The sequence below is a fragment of the Streptomyces rishiriensis genome (assembly GCF_003112535.1).
In the GTDB taxonomy this organism is placed as follows: Bacteria; Actinomycetota; Actinomycetes; order Streptomycetales; family Streptomycetaceae; genus Streptomyces; species Streptomyces rishiriensis.
In genome coordinates, this window is the sequence record NZ_BEWA01000017.1 from 259,374 (window position 1) to 275,982 (window position 16,609).

Genomic DNA, 16,609 nt, shown 5'->3' on the forward strand with positions numbered 1-16,609 from the left:
CGTCCGCCGCCGGGCGGTGTGCGGCGGCCGGGCTCGCCTCCGCGGAGGGGGTCGTGCCGTTCAGGACGCGGCCGGCGGCTGCGCGCCGGTGGCCCGTCTGATGTGCCGGGCGATCAGCGCGTAGACGAGGCGTGCCTTCTCGTCGTCCTTGACGTCGTAGCCGTGGTCGGCGCCGGCGACGTCATGGTGCTCGACGAGGGCCCCGGCCGCGTCCAGCCGTTCGGCGTAGCGGATGGCCTCGTTCCTGAGCAGGTCGTGCCCGGCCGTGATCACCAGCGCGGGGGCGATGCCCGTCAGGTCGGCGGTGTCCGCCGCGCCGGCGGGGGAGACGAGGCGGTGGGCGCGCTCGCGGACGTCCGGCACATAGGACGCGTCGAAGATCTCGCCCATCCAGGGGCGCAGCACGGGCTTGGCGACGGCGGCCTGCTTGTCCCTGCCGGGGGTCGCGAGGTCCAGCGGGGGATAGTGCAGCACCTGCAGCGCGATCGGCGGGCCGGACTGTTCATGGGCCTGGCGGGCCACGGCCGCGGCGAGGCCGCCGCCCGCGCTCTGCCCGCCCACCGTGAGCCGCCCGCCGTCCCAGCCGTGCTCGGCGCCGTGCCCGGCGACCCAGCGCACGACGTCGTACGCCTGGGTGGGCGCGGCCGGGAACGGGTGCTGAGGCGCGACGACGTACCTGACGTTGACGACGACCACCCCCGCCTCGACCGCGAGGAACCGGCAGAGCGCGTCGTCGATCTCCGGCATCGACATGACATAGCCGCCGCCGTGGAAGTTGACGTGCACGGGGGGCCGGGTCGCCGTCCCGGTGGGCGGCGCGTACACCGTGACCGGGGCGGGGGCGACGGACGTGGGGACGGTCGCCTCCGTGACGGCGTGCGGGTATTCGGGGAACCTGGCCTGCCAGGCAGCGGTCGAGCCGGGGCCGGCCGCGCGGCGGCTCGCCAGCCGGGTGACGCTCTGCATCGTCTTGGCGGCGAGGGTGGCCACCGCCGGTCTGGCCAGGATGGACATGCGGGTTCCGTTCGTCGGGCTGCACCGTCAATCGCCAGGATTCCTGTCGATGGGACGGGCGAAAGCTAGCACGGCGACACCCGCGTGCGCACCTGTCCGTCAGCCGCGCCGGGCCACGATCCGGTACGCGTTCGACACTCCCAGCCGCCGGGACAGCGGCCGCACCGCGAACCGGTCGAGCAGGGTGCCCGCCACCAGCGCCGGGATCCCGGCGACCAGCAGCGCCGCGCGCAGCGCGCGACGCGGCCGGCTCGGCGGCCCGGGCAGCCAGGGCGCGTCGTCGCGCGGGGCGGCGTGGTCCAGCGCCAGCCAGACGGCGGCCAGCAGGTCCACCGGGTCGTGCGGCTCGGCGTGCTGCTCGGCCACCACGGTGAAGCCCAGGTCCCGCAGCCGTGCGCGCAGGTTGGCCACCGGCACGAAGTGCAGATGCTGCGGCTGCAGCCACGGCAGCCACCAGCGGCCCAGCAGCCTTGCGTAACGGCTCTCGGGGTCCGGCACCTCGATGAGGAGATGCCCGCCGGGTCGTACCGTCTCGCGCGCGGCCCGCAGTTCGCGGTCGGGATCGGTGCTGTGCTCCAGGTAGTGGAACATGCTCACCACGTCGTAGCGGCCGGCCAGTTCGGGCGCGAGCCCGGGGAAGTCGCCCCGGTAGCCGCGCTCCACCCGGCCCTCGCGCTCGGCGAGTTCGACGCCGTCGGTGAAGTCGAGCCCGTCGAACGCGGTGTGGGGCAGCACCTCGCGCGCGGCCGCGCAGAAGTGGCCGTGTCCGGTGCCGACGTCCAGCCAGGTCTTCGGCGCGGGGTCGTGCGGGAGCATCGACTCCGCCCGCCCCCGGTACATCTTCGTCCGGCTCCCGAAGGTCTCGCCGAGCTTCTTCTCGCCCAGCCCGTCGTAGAAGTCCCGGTAGTAGAACTCCAGGCCCTGCTCGCTCAGCCGCGGGTTCTGGAAGGTGTGTCCACAGCCCTCGCAGCGGTCGAGGACGAACCGGCCCGGCTTGTGCTGGAGCAGGTCGGTGGTGCGCAGCCGGGTGGCCAGCTCCGGCGAGCCGCACCAGGGGCAACTGGTCCGCCGAGGCTCGAAGAAGCGGTCCAGGCCGGCGGCGATGTCGGCCTGGTAGACGGGTCGCAGCGCGGCGATCCGCTCGGCGGGCTCGGTCTTGTCGCTCATCGGGACTCCCTGGCCAGTTCGTCGAGTCGGGCCGCGGCGGCCGGGGCGCCGCCCGCGGCGCGGAACGCCGTGCCGATCCGGCCGGCCGCGGCGCGGTGTCCGGGGTCGTCGAGGACGGAGTCGACCGCCTCGCCGAGCTGACGGGCGGTGACCCGGCCGAAGCGCACCCGCACCCCGGCCCCCGCGGCCACGACCTGGCCGGCCACGACCGGCTGGTCGTCCCGGATGGGGGCCACCACCAGCGGCGTCGCGTGCCACAGGGCCTCGCACACGCTGTTGTGCCCGGCGTGGCAGACCACCGCGTCGACTCCCCTCTCCAGCAGGGCGAGTTGGGGGACGGACGGCACGATCAGCACGTCCTTGTCCTCGCCGTGCGCCGGCAGCGTGCCGCCGGGGTCGACGATCACCGCCTGTACCCGGTCGGCCCGCTCCCGCAGCGCGTTCCGGCACACGTCGAGGAACCGGCCGCCGACGTCGGCGTTCGCGGTGCCCAGAGTGACCAGGACGGCGCCGCGGGCGGGGTCGAGCCACTCCCAGGGGAAGCCGGCCGCGGACGGCCGGGACGTGACCGACGGCCCCACCCAGCAGACGCCGTCGTGCCCGGGGCCCGCCAACTCCGGTGTGCTGAAGGCCAGGACGAGATGCGGGGAGAAGCGGGGATCGGCGGTTCCGGTCGGGTCCCCGACGGCCTCGCGCAGTGCGGCCAGCCGCCGCCGCAGCCACTCGGCGACCTTGGGCAGCCCGGCGAGCGGGTCGGTGAACTCCGCCGACGTGGTCGCCGAGGTCGCCCACGGCAGGCCCAGCCGCTCCGCGACCAGCGCGCCCGCGAAGGCCTGCTGGTCGGCGACGACGACGTCCGGCCGGAACGCCTCGACCGCGGCCCGGACGCCCGGGGCCATCGCCTCGGCCAGCGGCAGCAGGTACCACTCCCACAGGAACTTCAGCGCCTCCGGACCGCGCAGCTCGGCCGGCCGCTCGCCCTGCGGCGCCCCGGCGCAGGCCAGGACCGGTCCGGCCGCGGGGCCCGCCAGCCGGGCCACCAGCGCCGGATCGGAACAGGCCCACGCCACCCGGTGGCCGCGTGCGATGAGTTCGGCGGCGACGCCGACGACCGGGTTGATGTGCCCCGTCAACGGCGGTACCACGAACAGGAACCGGCTCACCCGGCCGCCTCCGCCGCCACCCGTCCGGCCGTGCGCTCGACCTCTTCGACGAGCCCGAGAACATGCCCGCCGACCGTTGCGGACGCCTCCACCAGGACCGAGTGCTCATGGCCCGGGACCACTACGGTCCGGCAGTCCGGCAGCGCCGACTCCAGCCGGGGCGCGAGCTCGGCGAGGTCGGAGTCGCCTCCGTACAGGGCGAGCACCGGACAGCGCACCGCCGCGATCTCGGCGTCCGTCAGCACACGGCTGGCGGGGATGTCCCGGCCGAGGGTGGTGTCACGGGCCAGCCGGGCCGCGCCCTTGGCCAGGCGCGCGGTGTTGTGCCCGCGATGGGCCGAGATCCAGCGGATCGCGTCGGGCTCGTTGTGGGCGAGCTCGGTGACGACGCGGTCGAGGATCCCGCCGAGCTTCACCGCCCAGGCCGCGGTCGCCGGTTCGGACTCGACGAGGCTGACGCTCGCCGCCCGCTCGGGGTGCCGGGCCGCGAAACCGAACGCGATCGTGCCGCCGTAGGAGTTGCCGACCAGATGCACGGGACCGGTCACCGCGAGCCGGTCGAGCAGCGCCTCCAGGTCGTCGATGTTGTGGTCGAGCGTGTACCCCTGCGCGGGGCGTTCGCTGCGGCCGTGCCCGCGCAGGTCGTACATGACCACGTCGAGCCCGGCGGCCGCGAACGCGGGCGCGACGGTGAAGTAGTAGCTCGCCAGGCTGTCGGTGAGCAGACCGTGCACCAGCACCACGGTGGCGGTCGCCGGACGGCCCGCCCGGGGGCCGATCCGCTGGACGTGCAACCGGACGGCGCCGGTGTCGACCATCGCCATGACTCAGCTCGCCTCCGTGACCTTCAGGCTGGTCACGACGTACTCGACCAGCCGCCCGACGGTCAGCTCGATGATCTCGTCGAACTCCATGTCCGCCAGGAACTCGGCGAAGTTGACCCGCTCGCCGTAGCGCTCCTGGAGCAGTCCGGCCAGGGTGACCAGGTCGATGCTCTCCAGCTCCAGGTCGCGGTTGAAGGTCGTCGCCATGCCGATCTCGACGTCGTCGAGTCCGTACTCGTCCTCCAGGAGCCGCGCCAGCAGGGCGGTGAGGTCGGCGAGGACGGCCGCCTCGTCGGCGGTGACGGGGGTGCGGGGGGTGGGGGATGTCATGGGGCGTCGTACTCCTCAGCGGTCGGTTGTCCCGTCGTCCATGCCACGGCGTAGGCGCGCTCCGGGAGCCGGGGCGGGTTGGCGGCCGGTGCGCAGTGCACGGTGTAGGCGCGTTCCAGGCGGCCCGCGACGGTCAGCCGGTCACCGGCCGGTGTCGCGTCGAGTACGGCGAAGTCCCGCGGCCGGCCGCCGAAACCGGTGCCCTCCGCCTTGGCGACGGCCTCCTTCGCCGCCCAGAAACGGGTGAACCACAGGGCCTCGCCGTCGCCCGTCCGCGCCGACAGGCGGTGCAGCAGCCGCAGTTCGTCCGCGCCGAGGGCGGCGGCCATCGCCTGCGGGGCGCGGTCGACGACCTCCTCGACGTCGATCCCCGGCCCGGGTCCCGGCCGGTGCGGCCGTACGATCGCCACGGCCGCCTCCGCGCAGTGGGCCAGCGAGACGTCCAGCGGAGGCAGGACCCGGCCGTGCACCCCGGTGACGTACGGGCGACCGGCGTCGTCGTTGTGCACCCGCAGCTCCGCCGGGAAGACCGGGCCCTCGCCCCGCTCCCACAGCCACTGCCGCACCGCGTCCTTGACGGCGATCCGGCCCAGCAGCCACTGCCGGCGCCCGCGCGGCGCGTGCCGCGCGTACTCGGCACGCTCCGCGCCGCCCAGGGAGTTGCGCATGATCAGCTCCCGGGACGCCAGGTCCGGCCACCGCTCGTGCAGCAGCAGCCAGCCGCCCGGCCGCGCCTCGGACAGGGTGTGGCGCTCCGGGAAGCGCTCGACGGGCCGGGTCTGCGGATCGTTGTCGAAGCGGCGGTCCTGCCAGCCGTACAGCTCCGCCCACACCGTCCCGCCCACCGTCAGCTGGACGTCGGCCTCCAGGACCGCGTCGGTGAGCGAGGTGACCCGCACCAGACAGCCCACCTCCGTGCCCGGCGCCGGATGCGGCCCGTAGAAGCGCATCTCCCGCATGCCCACCGGGAACACCACGGTCCGCTCGGCACGGGTCGCCATGATCCAGTAGCCGAGGACCTGGCCGACGTTGTCCAGCAGGGCGCCGGGCGCGGCAGGTGTGGTGAGACGTCCGCGCACATGGCGTTCGCCGATCGCGGTGAGCTCGCTGACCCCCTGGAACGCCGGGCCGTGGAACATCCAGCGTTCGGTGTAGAGCTGGGCGGCGGTGTGGTCCGGGGTGCGCTCGGCGCCCGGGTCGACGGTCCAGGGGGCGGGCGGCGGCGCGGGATGGGCCGCGGCGAGCTGCACGGTGGCGCGGGCGCGCGGGCCGAAGGAGACGGCCAGGCGGCCCGGTTCCTCCTGCGTCACGGTCACGGGCACGTCCACGGCTGGGGTGGCGGTCAGCCACTCCTCGAAGCGCGCGCCGTGCACGGCGACCGGCACCGTGGCGGGGGCCGTCTCCAGTGCCGCGTCCACGATGTGCTGCACGATCGTCGTCGCCGGCACGACCGGCCAGCGGTCGGCCGCCTCGGGCCAGCCGGGCCGCTGGGGGAAGAAGCAGTGGTCCAGCAGGTACGGCATCGTGTCGGGGGAGACGCGGACGGTCGTGCGCCACGGCCCGACCGGCGGGGCCGGGGCCGGGGCGTGGGCGGGAGCCGGTGCGGTCGTCGGCGCGGGCGTCGACGTCCTCGCCGGGGTCGTCGTCCGCGCGGACATGAGAGCGGCGGCCGTGTCCGCGGTCTCGCGCAGCAGGGCGCTCAGTTCGGCGGCCATGGGGGAGCCGTCGACGAGCGCGTCCAGGGGTGAGGGGCCGGCCGGGCCCGGCGCACGGGCGGGCGCACCCGACTCCCCGCGCGGACCGCCCCGCAGCACGGCCCCGAGATCGGCCCGCAGCTCGGTGAGCCGGCCGGGGGCCAGGGACACCAGGGAGCCGCCCAGGTCCAGTCGCACCGGCGGGCGCCGGTCCGGGGCCGCCTCCGCGACGGGGCGCAGGGAGGGCGCCACCGCCGAACCCGCCGTCCACAGGGCGGTGGCCACCCGGCGCAACTGGGCGAGGCCGCTGCGGTGGGGCGAGTTCGCGGCGACCACCAGGTGGTCGTGAGCGCCCAGCGTGTCCCCCACGAGGGAGCCGAGCTGACCCGGGCCGACCTGGACGAACACCCGGTGGCCCGCCGTGTGCAGGGCCTCGGTCAGCTGCCGGAACCGCACGGGCTCCAGCAGGTGCCGGACGAAGAGGGCACGGATCCCCGCCTCGTCGTCGGGAAACGGCGCGGCGGTCGTGCCCGACCAGAGCGGAGTGTGCGGCGGATGCAGCCGGAACCGGCGGGCGGCCTCCTCGATCGGCGCGAGATGGGGGCGCAGCATCGGCGTGTGGAAGCCCGACCGGAACGGCAGGACCTGGCTGAGGACGCCCTGGGCGCGTCGCGCCCGCACGAAGTCCTCCACCGCAGCCTGCGGACCGCACACCATCGACTGACCCGGCGCGTTGTCGTGGGACAGGACCAGACCGGCCCGGTCCCCGCCCTCGTCGCGCAGGGCGGCCAGGACGCTCTCGGCCGACGCGCCGACCGCGCCGAAGGCCAGACCGGGGACCGTGACCGAGTCCGGGTCGAAGGTGGTCATGAACGCGTCGACCTCGTCCCCGGAGTACAGTCCGGCCGCGGCCATCGCCGTCCACTCGCCCACGCTGTGCCCGGCGACCGCGTCCGGCACGATCCCGCTGCGGCGCAGCGCCGCGTCCAGGAGGCGTCCGACGGCGACCACGCCGAAGCCGTGCCGGCCCACGTCACCCGTGCGGGAGTCGTCGACCGGGACGGCGGGCAGCCCGAAGCGGGCGGCCACGTCGTCGACCTGCGGGGCGAAGTCGCCCTCCAGGCCGGGGAAGAGGAACGCCAGCCTGCCGTGGCCGGGGCCCAGCAGGGGGCCGGGCCGGAACCAGACGTCGCTGCGGCCGTTCCAGGGCCGCTCCCGGACGACCGCGCGGCGGGCCAGGGCGAGCCGCTTGGCGGTCGGGTCGACGACGCCGAGGCGGGCGGGCCCCGCCTCCGGGTGCGGACGGTCCGGGTCGAGACCGGCGGCCCGCACGGCGGCGTCGTCGGCGTCGAGGAGGGCGGCCAGGCGGGCCGGGGAGCCGGCGGCGAGCAGCAGCACCTGCTCGGGCTCGGTGATCTGCAGGACCGGGCGGGCCGGGGCGCCCGCGCGGCTCGCGCGGGAGCCCACCGCCTCCTCCAGCACCACGTGCGCGTTGATCCCGCCGAACCCGAACGCGTTCACGGCGGCGCGGCGCACGGGCCGGCGCTCGGTGGTCTCCCAGTCGGCCGCCTTCTCCAGAGTGCGGAACCGGGTGCGGGCCAGGGCGGGGTGCGGGTCGTCGCAGTGCAGGGTCGGAAGGAGCGTGCCGTGGTGGACGGCGAGCGCGGCCTTGACCAGACCGGCGACCCCGGCGGCCGGCATGGCGTGCCCGATCATCGACTTGACCGACCCCAGCACGGCCGCGCCGTCACCGGGGCCGAACACCTCGGCCAGCGTGGTCAGTTCGGCTCCGTCGCCGGCCGGGGTCGCGGTGCCGTGCGCCTCCAGCAGGCCGATCGAGTCCGGTTCGGCGGGGTCGAGCCCGGCCGCCCGCCACGCCTGCCGCACCGCCTGCGCCTGGCCGCCCGGATCGGGGTTCACGAGTCCGGCCGCCCGGCCGTCGCTGGCCACTCCGGTGCCCCGGATCACGGCGTAGATCCGGTCGCCCGCGCGCTCGGCGTCGGCCAGCCTCTTGAGGACGACGACGCCCGTCCCCTCGCCGATCAGGATGCCGTCGGCGTCCCGGTGGAAGGGGCGGATGCGCTGGCTGGGGGAGAGGGCGCGCAGCTGGGAGAAGACGCTCCACAGCGTGATGTCGTGGCAGTGGTGGACGCCCCCCGCGAGCATCATGTCGCAGCGCCCGGAGGCGAGTTCGCCCACCGCCTGGTCCACGGCGACCAGCGACGAGGCGCAGGCGGCGTCCACCGTGTACGCGGGCCCGCGCAGGTCGAGCCGGTTGGCGACCCGGGAGGCGGCGAGGTTGGGCACCAGGCCGATCGCCGACTCGGGGCTGTCCGGACCGAGCCGTTCGGTGAACGCCGTGCGCACCCGGTCGAGTTGGTCGCCCGTCAGGTCGGGCAGCAACTCGCCGAGGGTGCGCACCAGTTGACCGGCGGTCCGGACCCGCTGATCGAGCCGGACGAGGCCGGGCGTGAGATAGCCGCCCCGGCCCAGGACGACGCCGACCCGCCCCCGGTCGGGGAGGCGGTCCGCGCCGCCCGCGTCGTCGAGGGCCGCGGAGGCCACGTGCAGGGCGATCAGCTGGTCGGGCTCGGTGCCGGCCACCGAGTTCGGCATGATCCCGAACCGGGTGACCTCCACCTGCGCGAGCCCGTCCACGAACCCGCCCCGGCGGGCGTAGACCCGGTCCGCGGCGGCCGGGCCGGACGCGGTGCCCGGCCGGTAGAACTCGGCGTCCCAGCGCCCGTCGGGCGCCTCGCCGATCGCGTCCACGCCGTCGCGCAGGTTGCGCCAGTAGGCGTCCAGGTCCGGGGCGCCCGGCAGCAGCACCGCCATCCCGACGATGGCGACCGGCACTTGACGTGCCGTCGTGTTCTCGGTGCCGTCCTGGTGTCGGGGTGATCGCACCGCGCCCGTCACCAGCCCGAGGCGGTGTAGACGACGGCGGTGGCGGACTCCTCGCCCCAGGCGAGTTCCCGCAGCAGCGCGGCCGTCCCCTCCTCGGGGTCGATCAGCCGGATGCCGCGCCGGGCGTACTCGCGGGCGAGTTCCGCCCCGACCATGCCCGCGTGCTCGGCCGAGGGCGCCCAGGGACCCCAGTGCACGGTCACCGCACGCCGGCCCGTGCGGGCGGCGAAGGCCGCGCCGAGGGTCTCCAGGGCGTCGTTGGCGGCCGCGTAGTCGACCTGGCCCCGGTTGCCGACGACGGCCGAGACCGAACCGAACAGCACGGTGAACGCGGGCGGCGTCGGCAGCTCCTCCAACGCGGTGAGCAGGGCGTGGGCCCCCGTCGCCTTCGTGCCGTACACCCGCCCGAACGACTCCGCGCTCTTCTCGGCGATGAGCCGGTCCTCGATCACGCCGGCCGCGTGCACCACGCCGTCGAGCCGCCCGTGCTCGGCATGGATCTCCTTGACCGCCTGAAGCACCGCGTCCGGCTCGCGGAAGTCGACCGAGCGGTAGCGGGCCCGGCTGCCGAGCGCGGTGAGCTCGGCGAGGGTGGCCGCGATCTCCCGCTGGGCCAGCAGCAGTTCGGCGGCGCGGTTGATCTCGGCCGGCCGCAGACCGCCGCGGGCGGCGAGCGCGGCCCGCAGCGCGGCCGGGGTGCGGGCGGACACGGTGTCCGCCGCCTCCGGACCGTCCGGGGCCGGGGTGCGGCCGAGCAGTTCCAGACGGCAGCGGGCGGCGCGGGCGAGCGCGGCGGCGAACTGCGCGGTGATGCCGCGTGCCCCGCCCGCGAGCAGCACCACCGAGTCCCGGTCCAGGCCGAGCGCGGCCGCCTCCGCGGCGCCCTCCCCGGCCGGTCCCGCCCCGGTGTCGCCGAGTGTGCCGAGCGGCGCCGCGACCAGTTCGAACCCGTGCCGGCCGGCCGCCGTCCGCAGCACGACGGGCGTCCGGTCCGGCGCCACGGCCTCGGCGACCACGGCGTCCGCGACGGCGGACGGCGAGGCGTCGGCGAGTTCGACGACCCGGGCCACCGTCTGCGGATACTCGTGCGCCACCGTCCGGAACAGTCCGCGCAGACCCGCGGTGCGGGGGTCGGGCGCTTCGCCGTCGGCGCGCCTGACGGCCAGCAGCGAGCGCGGGCCGTGCGCCAGGGCGGCCTTCAGCACGGGGAACGCGTCGGGCAGCACGGGGGCGTCGTCGGCGGCGTCCGCGAGGGCCCCGAGCCACAGCACGCCGTCCACCGGCCCGTCCGACTCCGTCAGGACGTGATCACGGGCGCGTACGGCGACGTCGGCGCCGTGGGACGCCAGCCGGGCGGCGGTCTCGGGAGCGTCGCCGAGGACGATCCAGCGGGCGCCGGCGAGCGCGGCCGACGGGTCGAGGGGGGCGCCGGGCCGCTCGTCGAGGAGGACGGGGCGCAGGAGGCGCCGTCCGGGGGCCTCGCCGGTGACGGCGTCCGGCCCCGGGCCGGGCTCCGGGACCGGGGGCGCGGGCGGTTCCGTCGGGGCGGCGGCCTGCTCGGCGGGTCCGCCCAGCCGGGCGGTCAGCCAGTCGGTCACCGCGGCTGCCGTCCGCGCCTTCGCCAGCTCCTCCAGCGCGTCGTCGTCCAGGGCCGCGAGGTCGGCGTCCGCCCCCGCGCCCAGGCGGCGGGCCAGTTCCCCGGCGATCTCGGCCCGCTTGATGGAGTCGATGCTGAGATCCGCCTCCAGATCGAGGTCGGGCTCGATCATGTCGACGGGGTAGCCGGTGCGCTCGCTGATGATCTCCAGGACGACCTGCTGGACGTCGACCGCCCCCGAGGGCTCCACGGCGGGTTCCACGGCGTCGGGTCCCCCTGCGGGGGCCGCCGGGGCCGCCGCCTGGGCCGAGGCCGTCGACTCCGTTGATCCGGCGGGGAGTTGACGGACTTCCTGGATCAGCTGGGGGGCCGGGGGCGGGGCGAGCCGCGCGCCCGGGTCGGCGCCGAAGTAGGTGAGCAGGACGTCCCGTTGGGCGGCGATCATCTCCCGGCTGGTGCGCAGGAATTCGGAGATGAGCGCGTCCCGGTCGGACGGGACGCCGTGCGGGGGGTTCGTGGTCACAGCCGTCGCTGTCCTCTCGGTGGGTTCCACGACACGTCGGGCCGGTGCGAGCGCACCGGGGAGGAGGGCGCCGTCGGCGGTGCGCACCAGCTGGCCGTCGACCGTCCAGCCGGGCCGTCGCGGCGCCGGCGCGCGGAGCGCGTCCACCGCTTCGCGCCCGCGCAGCAGCCACCCGGCGCGCACCGGCAGCCCCGCGACGGCGAGTTCGGCCAGGGCGTCGAGCCAGCCGCGCAGACCGCTGTCGGGCCGGGGCTCGCAGGCCACCGCGCGGTGCGGGCGGTCGCCGAGTATCTGGCCCGTCAGCCGGGTCAGCACCGAGCCCGGGCCGGCCTCGACGAAGACGCGCGCCCCGGCGTCGTACATGGCCTCGATCTGCTCCACGAAGGCGACCGGGGCGCCGATCTGGGCGGCCAGCCCGGCCCGTACCGCGTCGCCGTCGGCGGGGTAGGGGGCGGCCGTGCGGTTGGACCACACCGGGAACTCGGGCGCGTGCACCGGCCGCGCCGCGAGCGCCTCGGCGAACTCGTCCGCGGCGCCGGCGACCAGGGGGCTGTGGAACGCGCACGCGACGGGGATGCGCTGGGCGCCGTGGCCCGCCGCCCGCAGCAGCCGGACGGCCTCGGCGACGGCGTCCGTGGGACCGGAGATCACCGTCTGCCCCGGCGCGTTGCGATTGGCGACGACGACGCTGTCCGGAGCGCCCGACGCCCGGAGCGCGCGCGCCACCTCCTCGGCTCCGGCCGACACCGCGGCCATGGTCCCGGGGTCGGCCCCGCCGCTCCCGTCGCCCCGGGCGGCCCCGGCGGACTCCGCCGCCCGCAGGATCGCCGCCGCCCGCTCCGCGCTCAGTTCCAGCAGCGTCTCGGGGGCGAGCGCGCCGGCCGCGCACAGGGCCACCAGCTCGCCGTAGCTGTGTCCCGCGGCCATGTCCGGCTGCACTCCGGCTGCGGTGAGCACGGCGTGCGCGGCGAGTCCCGCGACGCCGAGGGCGGGCTGCGCCACACGGGTGTCGGTCAGCGCGGCCCGCTGCCTCTCCCGCCCGGCGTCGTCGAAGGCGGCCGGCGGATACAGGGCGTCGGCGTGCGCGCGGCCGAGCTCCAGATAGGGGCGTAGCTCGGGGAAGGCGACGAACAGGTCGGCGAGCATGCCGGTGCGCTGGCTGCCCTGACCGGGGAAGAGAAAGGCGACCTTGGCGTCGTGCGCACCGCCGCCGTCGCCCGCGCCGCCGGGACCGGCCCGGTGGATCCCGCGCACCGGACCGCGTCCGGCGGTCCCGGTGTGCTCGGCGTGTCCGGCGGGATCGGCCAGGGCCTGGAGCAGCTTGTCCACCAGGTCGTCCACGTCCGTCGCCACGAGAGCGACCCGGGCCGGGTCCGTGCTCGCGTCCGACCGCCGGGCCGCGCCCAGCGCGAGGTCCCGAAGCCGCCACGGGCGGCCCGGCGCCCGAGCGGCCTTCAGCAGTTCCTCCATCGCCCGGCGGGCCGAGGCCTCGTCCCGCCCGCGGAAGACGAACAGCTCGGCCGGCCAGACGTCGAGTCCTCGCACCGGCGGCACGCCGTCCGCGTAAGCGGCCAGCACCACGTGGAAGTTGGTGCCGCCGAACCCGAACGCGCTGACGCCGGCGATCCGTTCGCGCGCGGGCGCCGCCCAGGGGCGGGCCTCGGCGTGGAAGGCGAAGGGGCTGGTGTCCGCCTCCCAGGCCGGGTTGGGCGACTCGACGTGCAGGGTGGGCGGCCGGACTCCGGTGTGCAGGGCCAGCAGCGTCTTGATGAGCCCGGCGAGACCCGCGGCGCACTTGGTGTGCCCGATCTGCGACTTCACGGAACCGAGCGCACAGCCGCCCGGCCCGGCCCCGGCCTCGGTGAACACCTCGCTGAGGATGCGCAGTTCGGTGCGGTCGCCGACCACCGTCCCGGTGCCGTGCGCCTCGACCAGCCCGACGTCGGCCGGGGAGACGCCCGCGTTGCGGTAGGCGCGCTCCAGGGCCGCGCGCTGGCCCTCGGGCCTGGGCGCGGTCAGTCCGAGGGAGCGGCCGTCGCTGGAGGCGCCCAGGCCCTTGATGACGCCGTAGACACGGTCGCCGTCGCGCTCGGCGTCCGCGAGCCGCTTCAGCACGACGCAGGCGACGCCCTCGCCGAGCGCGATGCCGTCCGCCGAGCCGTCGAAGGCGCGGGAGCGGCCGGTCGGGGACAGCGCGTGCACCGAGGAGAACAGGACGTAGTCGTTGATGCCGTTGTGCAGGTCGGCGCCGCCGCACAGGACCACGTCGGAGGTGCCGCCGACCAGTTCCTTGCAGGCGACGTCCACCGCGGCCAGCGACGAGGCGCAGGCCGCGTCGACGGTGTAGTTGGCGCCGCCGAGGTCGAGCCGGTTGGCGATCCGGCCCGAGATGACGTTCGCGAGCATGCCGGGGAAGGAGTCCTCGGTGAGCCGCGGGAGCTGGCCGTCCAGCCCCTCCGGGACGCGGCCGTAGTAGGAGGGCAGGACCGCACGCAGGGTGGCCGCGTTCGACAGGTCGCTGCCCGCCTCCGCGCCGAACACCACGGAGGTGCGGGAGCGGTCGAACTCCCGCCCCCCGTCGCCGTATCCGGCGTCCTCCAGGGCGCGCCGGGCGGCCTCCAGGGACAGCAGCTGCACCGGTTCGACGTGGCCGAGCGAGGCCGGCGGGATGCCGTAGCGCAGCGGGTCGAAGGGGATGCGGGGAAGGAACCCGCCCCACTTGGAGGTGGTGGACCCGCCGTGGTGGACGGCCGGGTCCCAGCGCTCGGCCGGGACCTCGCCCACCGCGTCCACGCCGCCGACGACGTTCGCCCAGAAGGCGGGCAGATCGGGGGCCTGCGGGAACATGCACGCCATGCCGACGACGGCGACGTCGAGCGGGGCCGGGGCGACCGGCTCCGCGGGCTCCCTCACCGGGGCGGTCTGCGCCGCTCGTCGGGCGAGATGCTCGACGGCGCCCGTGGTCACGGACTCGTGCAGGTCCGCGAGGGTGGTGGCGGCCGAGCGCAGCACGGCCACCTCGCCGGCCATGAACATCCCCTCGGCGAGCTGCCGTGCCTCGTCGACAGGTATGAGGACGCCGTCGCCGTCGCCGTCCCGGGTCACGCCCTTGCTGGCCAGGCGCAGCCGGCCGACGTTGAGCCGCTCCAGCTCCTCCCAGATCCGCCGCTCCGGCACGCCCTCGGCGCGCAGCCGGGCCTCCTGGTCGCGGAAACCCGCGGCGAACGGGCTGGGCACGCACCGGGTCGCGTGCCCCGGCGCCGACTCCAGCAGTGTGGTGGCCTGGGCGTCCATGACCTGTCGCCGGAACAGCGGCCGGATCGCCCCGCAGGCCACGGCCTCGTCGGTGAACAGGTACGCGGTGCCCATCAGCAGACCGACGGCCGCTCCGCGCGCGGTCAGCGGCGCGGCGAGCGCGGCGACCATCGCCGCCGACCGCTCGTCGTGCACTCCGCCGGCGAAGAACACCTCGACGTCGTCGGCCGCTCGGCCCTCGAAGAAGTCCTCCAGGACGCCGAGTTGGGCCTCCCAGAGCGCGAAGCTGCCGCGCGGTCCGACGTGCCCGCCGCACTCCGAGCCCTCGAACACGAACCGGCGTGCCCCGGCGTCGAGGAACTGTCGCAGCAACCCCGGGGAGGGCACGTGCAAAAAGGTGCGGATGCCGTCCTGTTCCAGTGCCCGCGCCTGGGACGGCCGTCCGCCCGCGATGATCGCGTGCGTCGGCCGCATCTGCCGTACGGCCTCCAGCTGGGCCGCGCGCACGTCCTCCGGCGCGAAGCCGAGGACGCCCACGCCCCACGGCCGGCCGGCGGCCGCGTCCCGCGTCCCGGCCAGCATGGTCCGGGTGCGCGCGCCGTTCGCCAGCGCCAGGGCGAGGAAGGGCAGCGCCCCGTCCGCCGCCACCGCCGCGGCGAACGCGGCGCTGTCGCTCACCCTGGTCATCGGCCCCTGGGCGACGGGGAGCCGGGTGCCGAGCGCCAGGCTCATCGGCGAGCCGGGCCTCAGCGCCCGTGCGGCCGAGTCGTCGTGGACGGCGTTCAGCACCGCGTCCCGCAGCGCGCGAACCGTGCGCCGTACGTCGCCCCAGCGCGTCGCGAACCGGGCGGCGAGGAAGCCGTCCTGGCCCACCGGGAGCACCTGGGTGCGCGGGTCCCGCGCGCCGAGCATCGCCGCCACCTCCCGCGGCCCGGCGTCCTCGGCGAGCGCCGGGGCGTCCGGGCCCCGCCGCAGCAGGACACGGTGACCGGCCAGCACGACGGTCTCCGAGCCGTCGAGGGTGCGCAGCGCGGCGGCGGCCGGTTCGGGCAGCGCCGACTCGGCGAGCAACGCGAGCTGGGCGTCCAGGACGACCCCGGCCGCGCCGCCGGCCACCGCTGCGGCGGCCGTGCGGGGGCCGATGCCGCCGCAGGCCCACACCGGCGTCGTCAGCTCGGGCGCGGCGAGGAGCTGCTGGAGCAGGACGAAGGTGTTCAGCGCGCCGATGCGGCCGCCGCACTCGGCGCCGCGGGCGATCAGGCCGTGCGCTCCGGCGCGTGACGCTTCCCGCGCGCCCGCCAGGTCGGTGACCTCGACCAGCACCCGGAAGCGGGCCGCGAGCTCGGGGATCCGCCAGACGGCTCCGGCCGTGCCGGCTGCTCCGGTCGCCGCGTCGACGGCGAGGACCACGGTGTGGGGACCGTCCGGATCCAGGTCGGCGGGGGTGAGCCGGCAGTGCGCGTCGACGCGGACGCCGAACCCGCCCGGCGAGGCGTGCCGCAGCCGCGAGAGGGCCTCGCGCGATCTTCGGTCGCCGGGGCCGAGGTCCAGCACGCCGAGACCGCCGGCCCGTGCGACCGCCAGGGCGAGCCCGGCGTCGGGCTCGCCGAACGGAGTGATGCCGATGATCATGTCCTCGGAACGCACAGCGGACGTCATGATTCTCCGAATCAAGGGTGAGACTGCACGGTGGGGGTTCGGGACAGCAATGGCGGCTCACCGGATTCCGGCGGGGAGAGGTCCACCGCGGAACGCCGTTCTGTAGCGCGTGCTCGAAACGCGTTGAAAGGTAGTGGCCTTGTTACTCACTGGTCAACGTTCGAACGATCGGCCGGTGACCAGCCGTATCGATTCGGTCAGTCGCGTGCGGAGGGTCAGGGGGGAGGAAAACGGATCAATTCCGGTTCCCCGAGGTCGCGTTCACCTCCGACTCACCTCCCGGAAACGTGAATGACCGTCAGAAATGCGTTCCTTTGGACCGCATGTCCCCGAACGAACGCCTGTTCCCGGCGTCGATCCCGTGGCCGGGAAAATTCTGTGTGTCGTCCCCGGAGTGACCGGAAGGGCCCCTGCTCGCTCCGGCGTGCGCCGCTCACCCACCGGGACGGGTCTTGACGGGGGCCGGGCGGCCGCCA

At 76.0% G+C, this 16,609-nt stretch carries 7 protein-coding genes; all 7 read right to left on the reverse strand.

The window, feature by feature from the left end:
* Positions 1–60: 60 nt before the first annotated feature.
* The 7 genes from Sri02f_RS29085 to Sri02f_RS29115 all read right to left on the reverse strand — a co-directional run bounded on the left by Sri02f_RS29085 (position 61) and on the right by Sri02f_RS29115 (position 16,133).
* The gene (locus tag Sri02f_RS29085; protein ID WP_109004292.1) at positions 61–1,014 is read right to left on the reverse strand and encodes an alpha/beta hydrolase fold domain-containing protein; all 954 of its coding nucleotides are present in this window, start codon (positions 1,012–1,014) and stop codon (positions 61–63) included.
* Positions 1,015–1,113: 99 nt separating this feature from the next.
* A complete protein-coding gene (locus Sri02f_RS29090) occupies positions 1,114–2,181 on the reverse strand; it encodes a class I SAM-dependent methyltransferase (protein WP_174855721.1) in 1,068 nt (355 codons plus the stop codon).
* A complete protein-coding gene (locus Sri02f_RS29095; protein ID WP_109004293.1) occupies positions 2,178–3,344 on the reverse strand; it encodes a glycosyltransferase in 1,167 nt (388 codons plus the stop codon). Before Sri02f_RS29095 ends, Sri02f_RS29090 begins: the two co-directional genes overlap by 4 nt.
* Positions 3,341–4,168, reverse strand: coding sequence for an alpha/beta fold hydrolase (locus Sri02f_RS29100; protein WP_109004294.1), 828 nt, complete (start codon positions 4,166–4,168; stop codon positions 3,341–3,343). The genes Sri02f_RS29095 and Sri02f_RS29100 overlap by 4 nt, the downstream gene beginning before the upstream one ends.
* A gap of 3 nt (positions 4,169–4,171) precedes the next feature.
* Complete coding sequence (locus Sri02f_RS29105) at positions 4,172–4,498, reverse strand: acyl carrier protein (protein WP_109004295.1); 327 nt, start codon at positions 4,496–4,498, stop codon at positions 4,172–4,174.
* Positions 4,495–9,027, reverse strand: a complete 4,533-nt coding sequence (locus Sri02f_RS29110) for a type I polyketide synthase (RefSeq protein WP_245970862.1) — start codon at positions 9,025–9,027, stop codon at positions 4,495–4,497. The genes Sri02f_RS29105 and Sri02f_RS29110 overlap by 4 nt, the downstream gene beginning before the upstream one ends.
* A gap of 80 nt (positions 9,028–9,107) precedes the next feature.
* Positions 9,108–16,133 (reverse strand): type I polyketide synthase, encoded by a 7,026-nt coding sequence (locus tag Sri02f_RS29115; protein ID WP_109004297.1) that lies wholly within the window; start codon positions 16,131–16,133, stop codon positions 9,108–9,110.
* Positions 16,134–16,609: the final 476 nt, after the last annotated feature.

What these genes read in the sequence shown, in the direction of transcription:
- Sri02f_RS29085 (WP_109004292.1), bottom strand. Translation starts at nt 1,014, where the DNA reads ATGTCCATCCTGGCCAGACCGGCGGTGGCCACCCTCGCCGCCAAGACG.
- Sri02f_RS29090 (WP_174855721.1), bottom strand. Translation starts at nt 2,181, where the DNA reads ATGAGCGACAAGACCGAGCCCGCCGAGCGGATCGCCGCGCTGCGACCC.
- Sri02f_RS29100 (WP_109004294.1), bottom strand. Translation starts at nt 4,168, where the DNA reads ATGGCGATGGTCGACACCGGCGCCGTCCGGTTGCACGTCCAGCGGATC.
- Sri02f_RS29105 (WP_109004295.1), bottom strand. Translation starts at nt 4,498, where the DNA reads ATGACATCCCCCACCCCCCGCACCCCCGTCACCGCCGACGAGGCGGCC.
- Sri02f_RS29110 (WP_245970862.1), bottom strand. Translation starts at nt 9,027, where the DNA reads ATGGCGGTGCTGCTGCCGGGCGCCCCGGACCTGGACGCCTACTGGCGC.
- Sri02f_RS29115 (WP_109004297.1), bottom strand. Translation starts at nt 16,133, where the DNA reads ATGACGTCCGCTGTGCGTTCCGAGGACATGATCATCGGCATCACTCCG.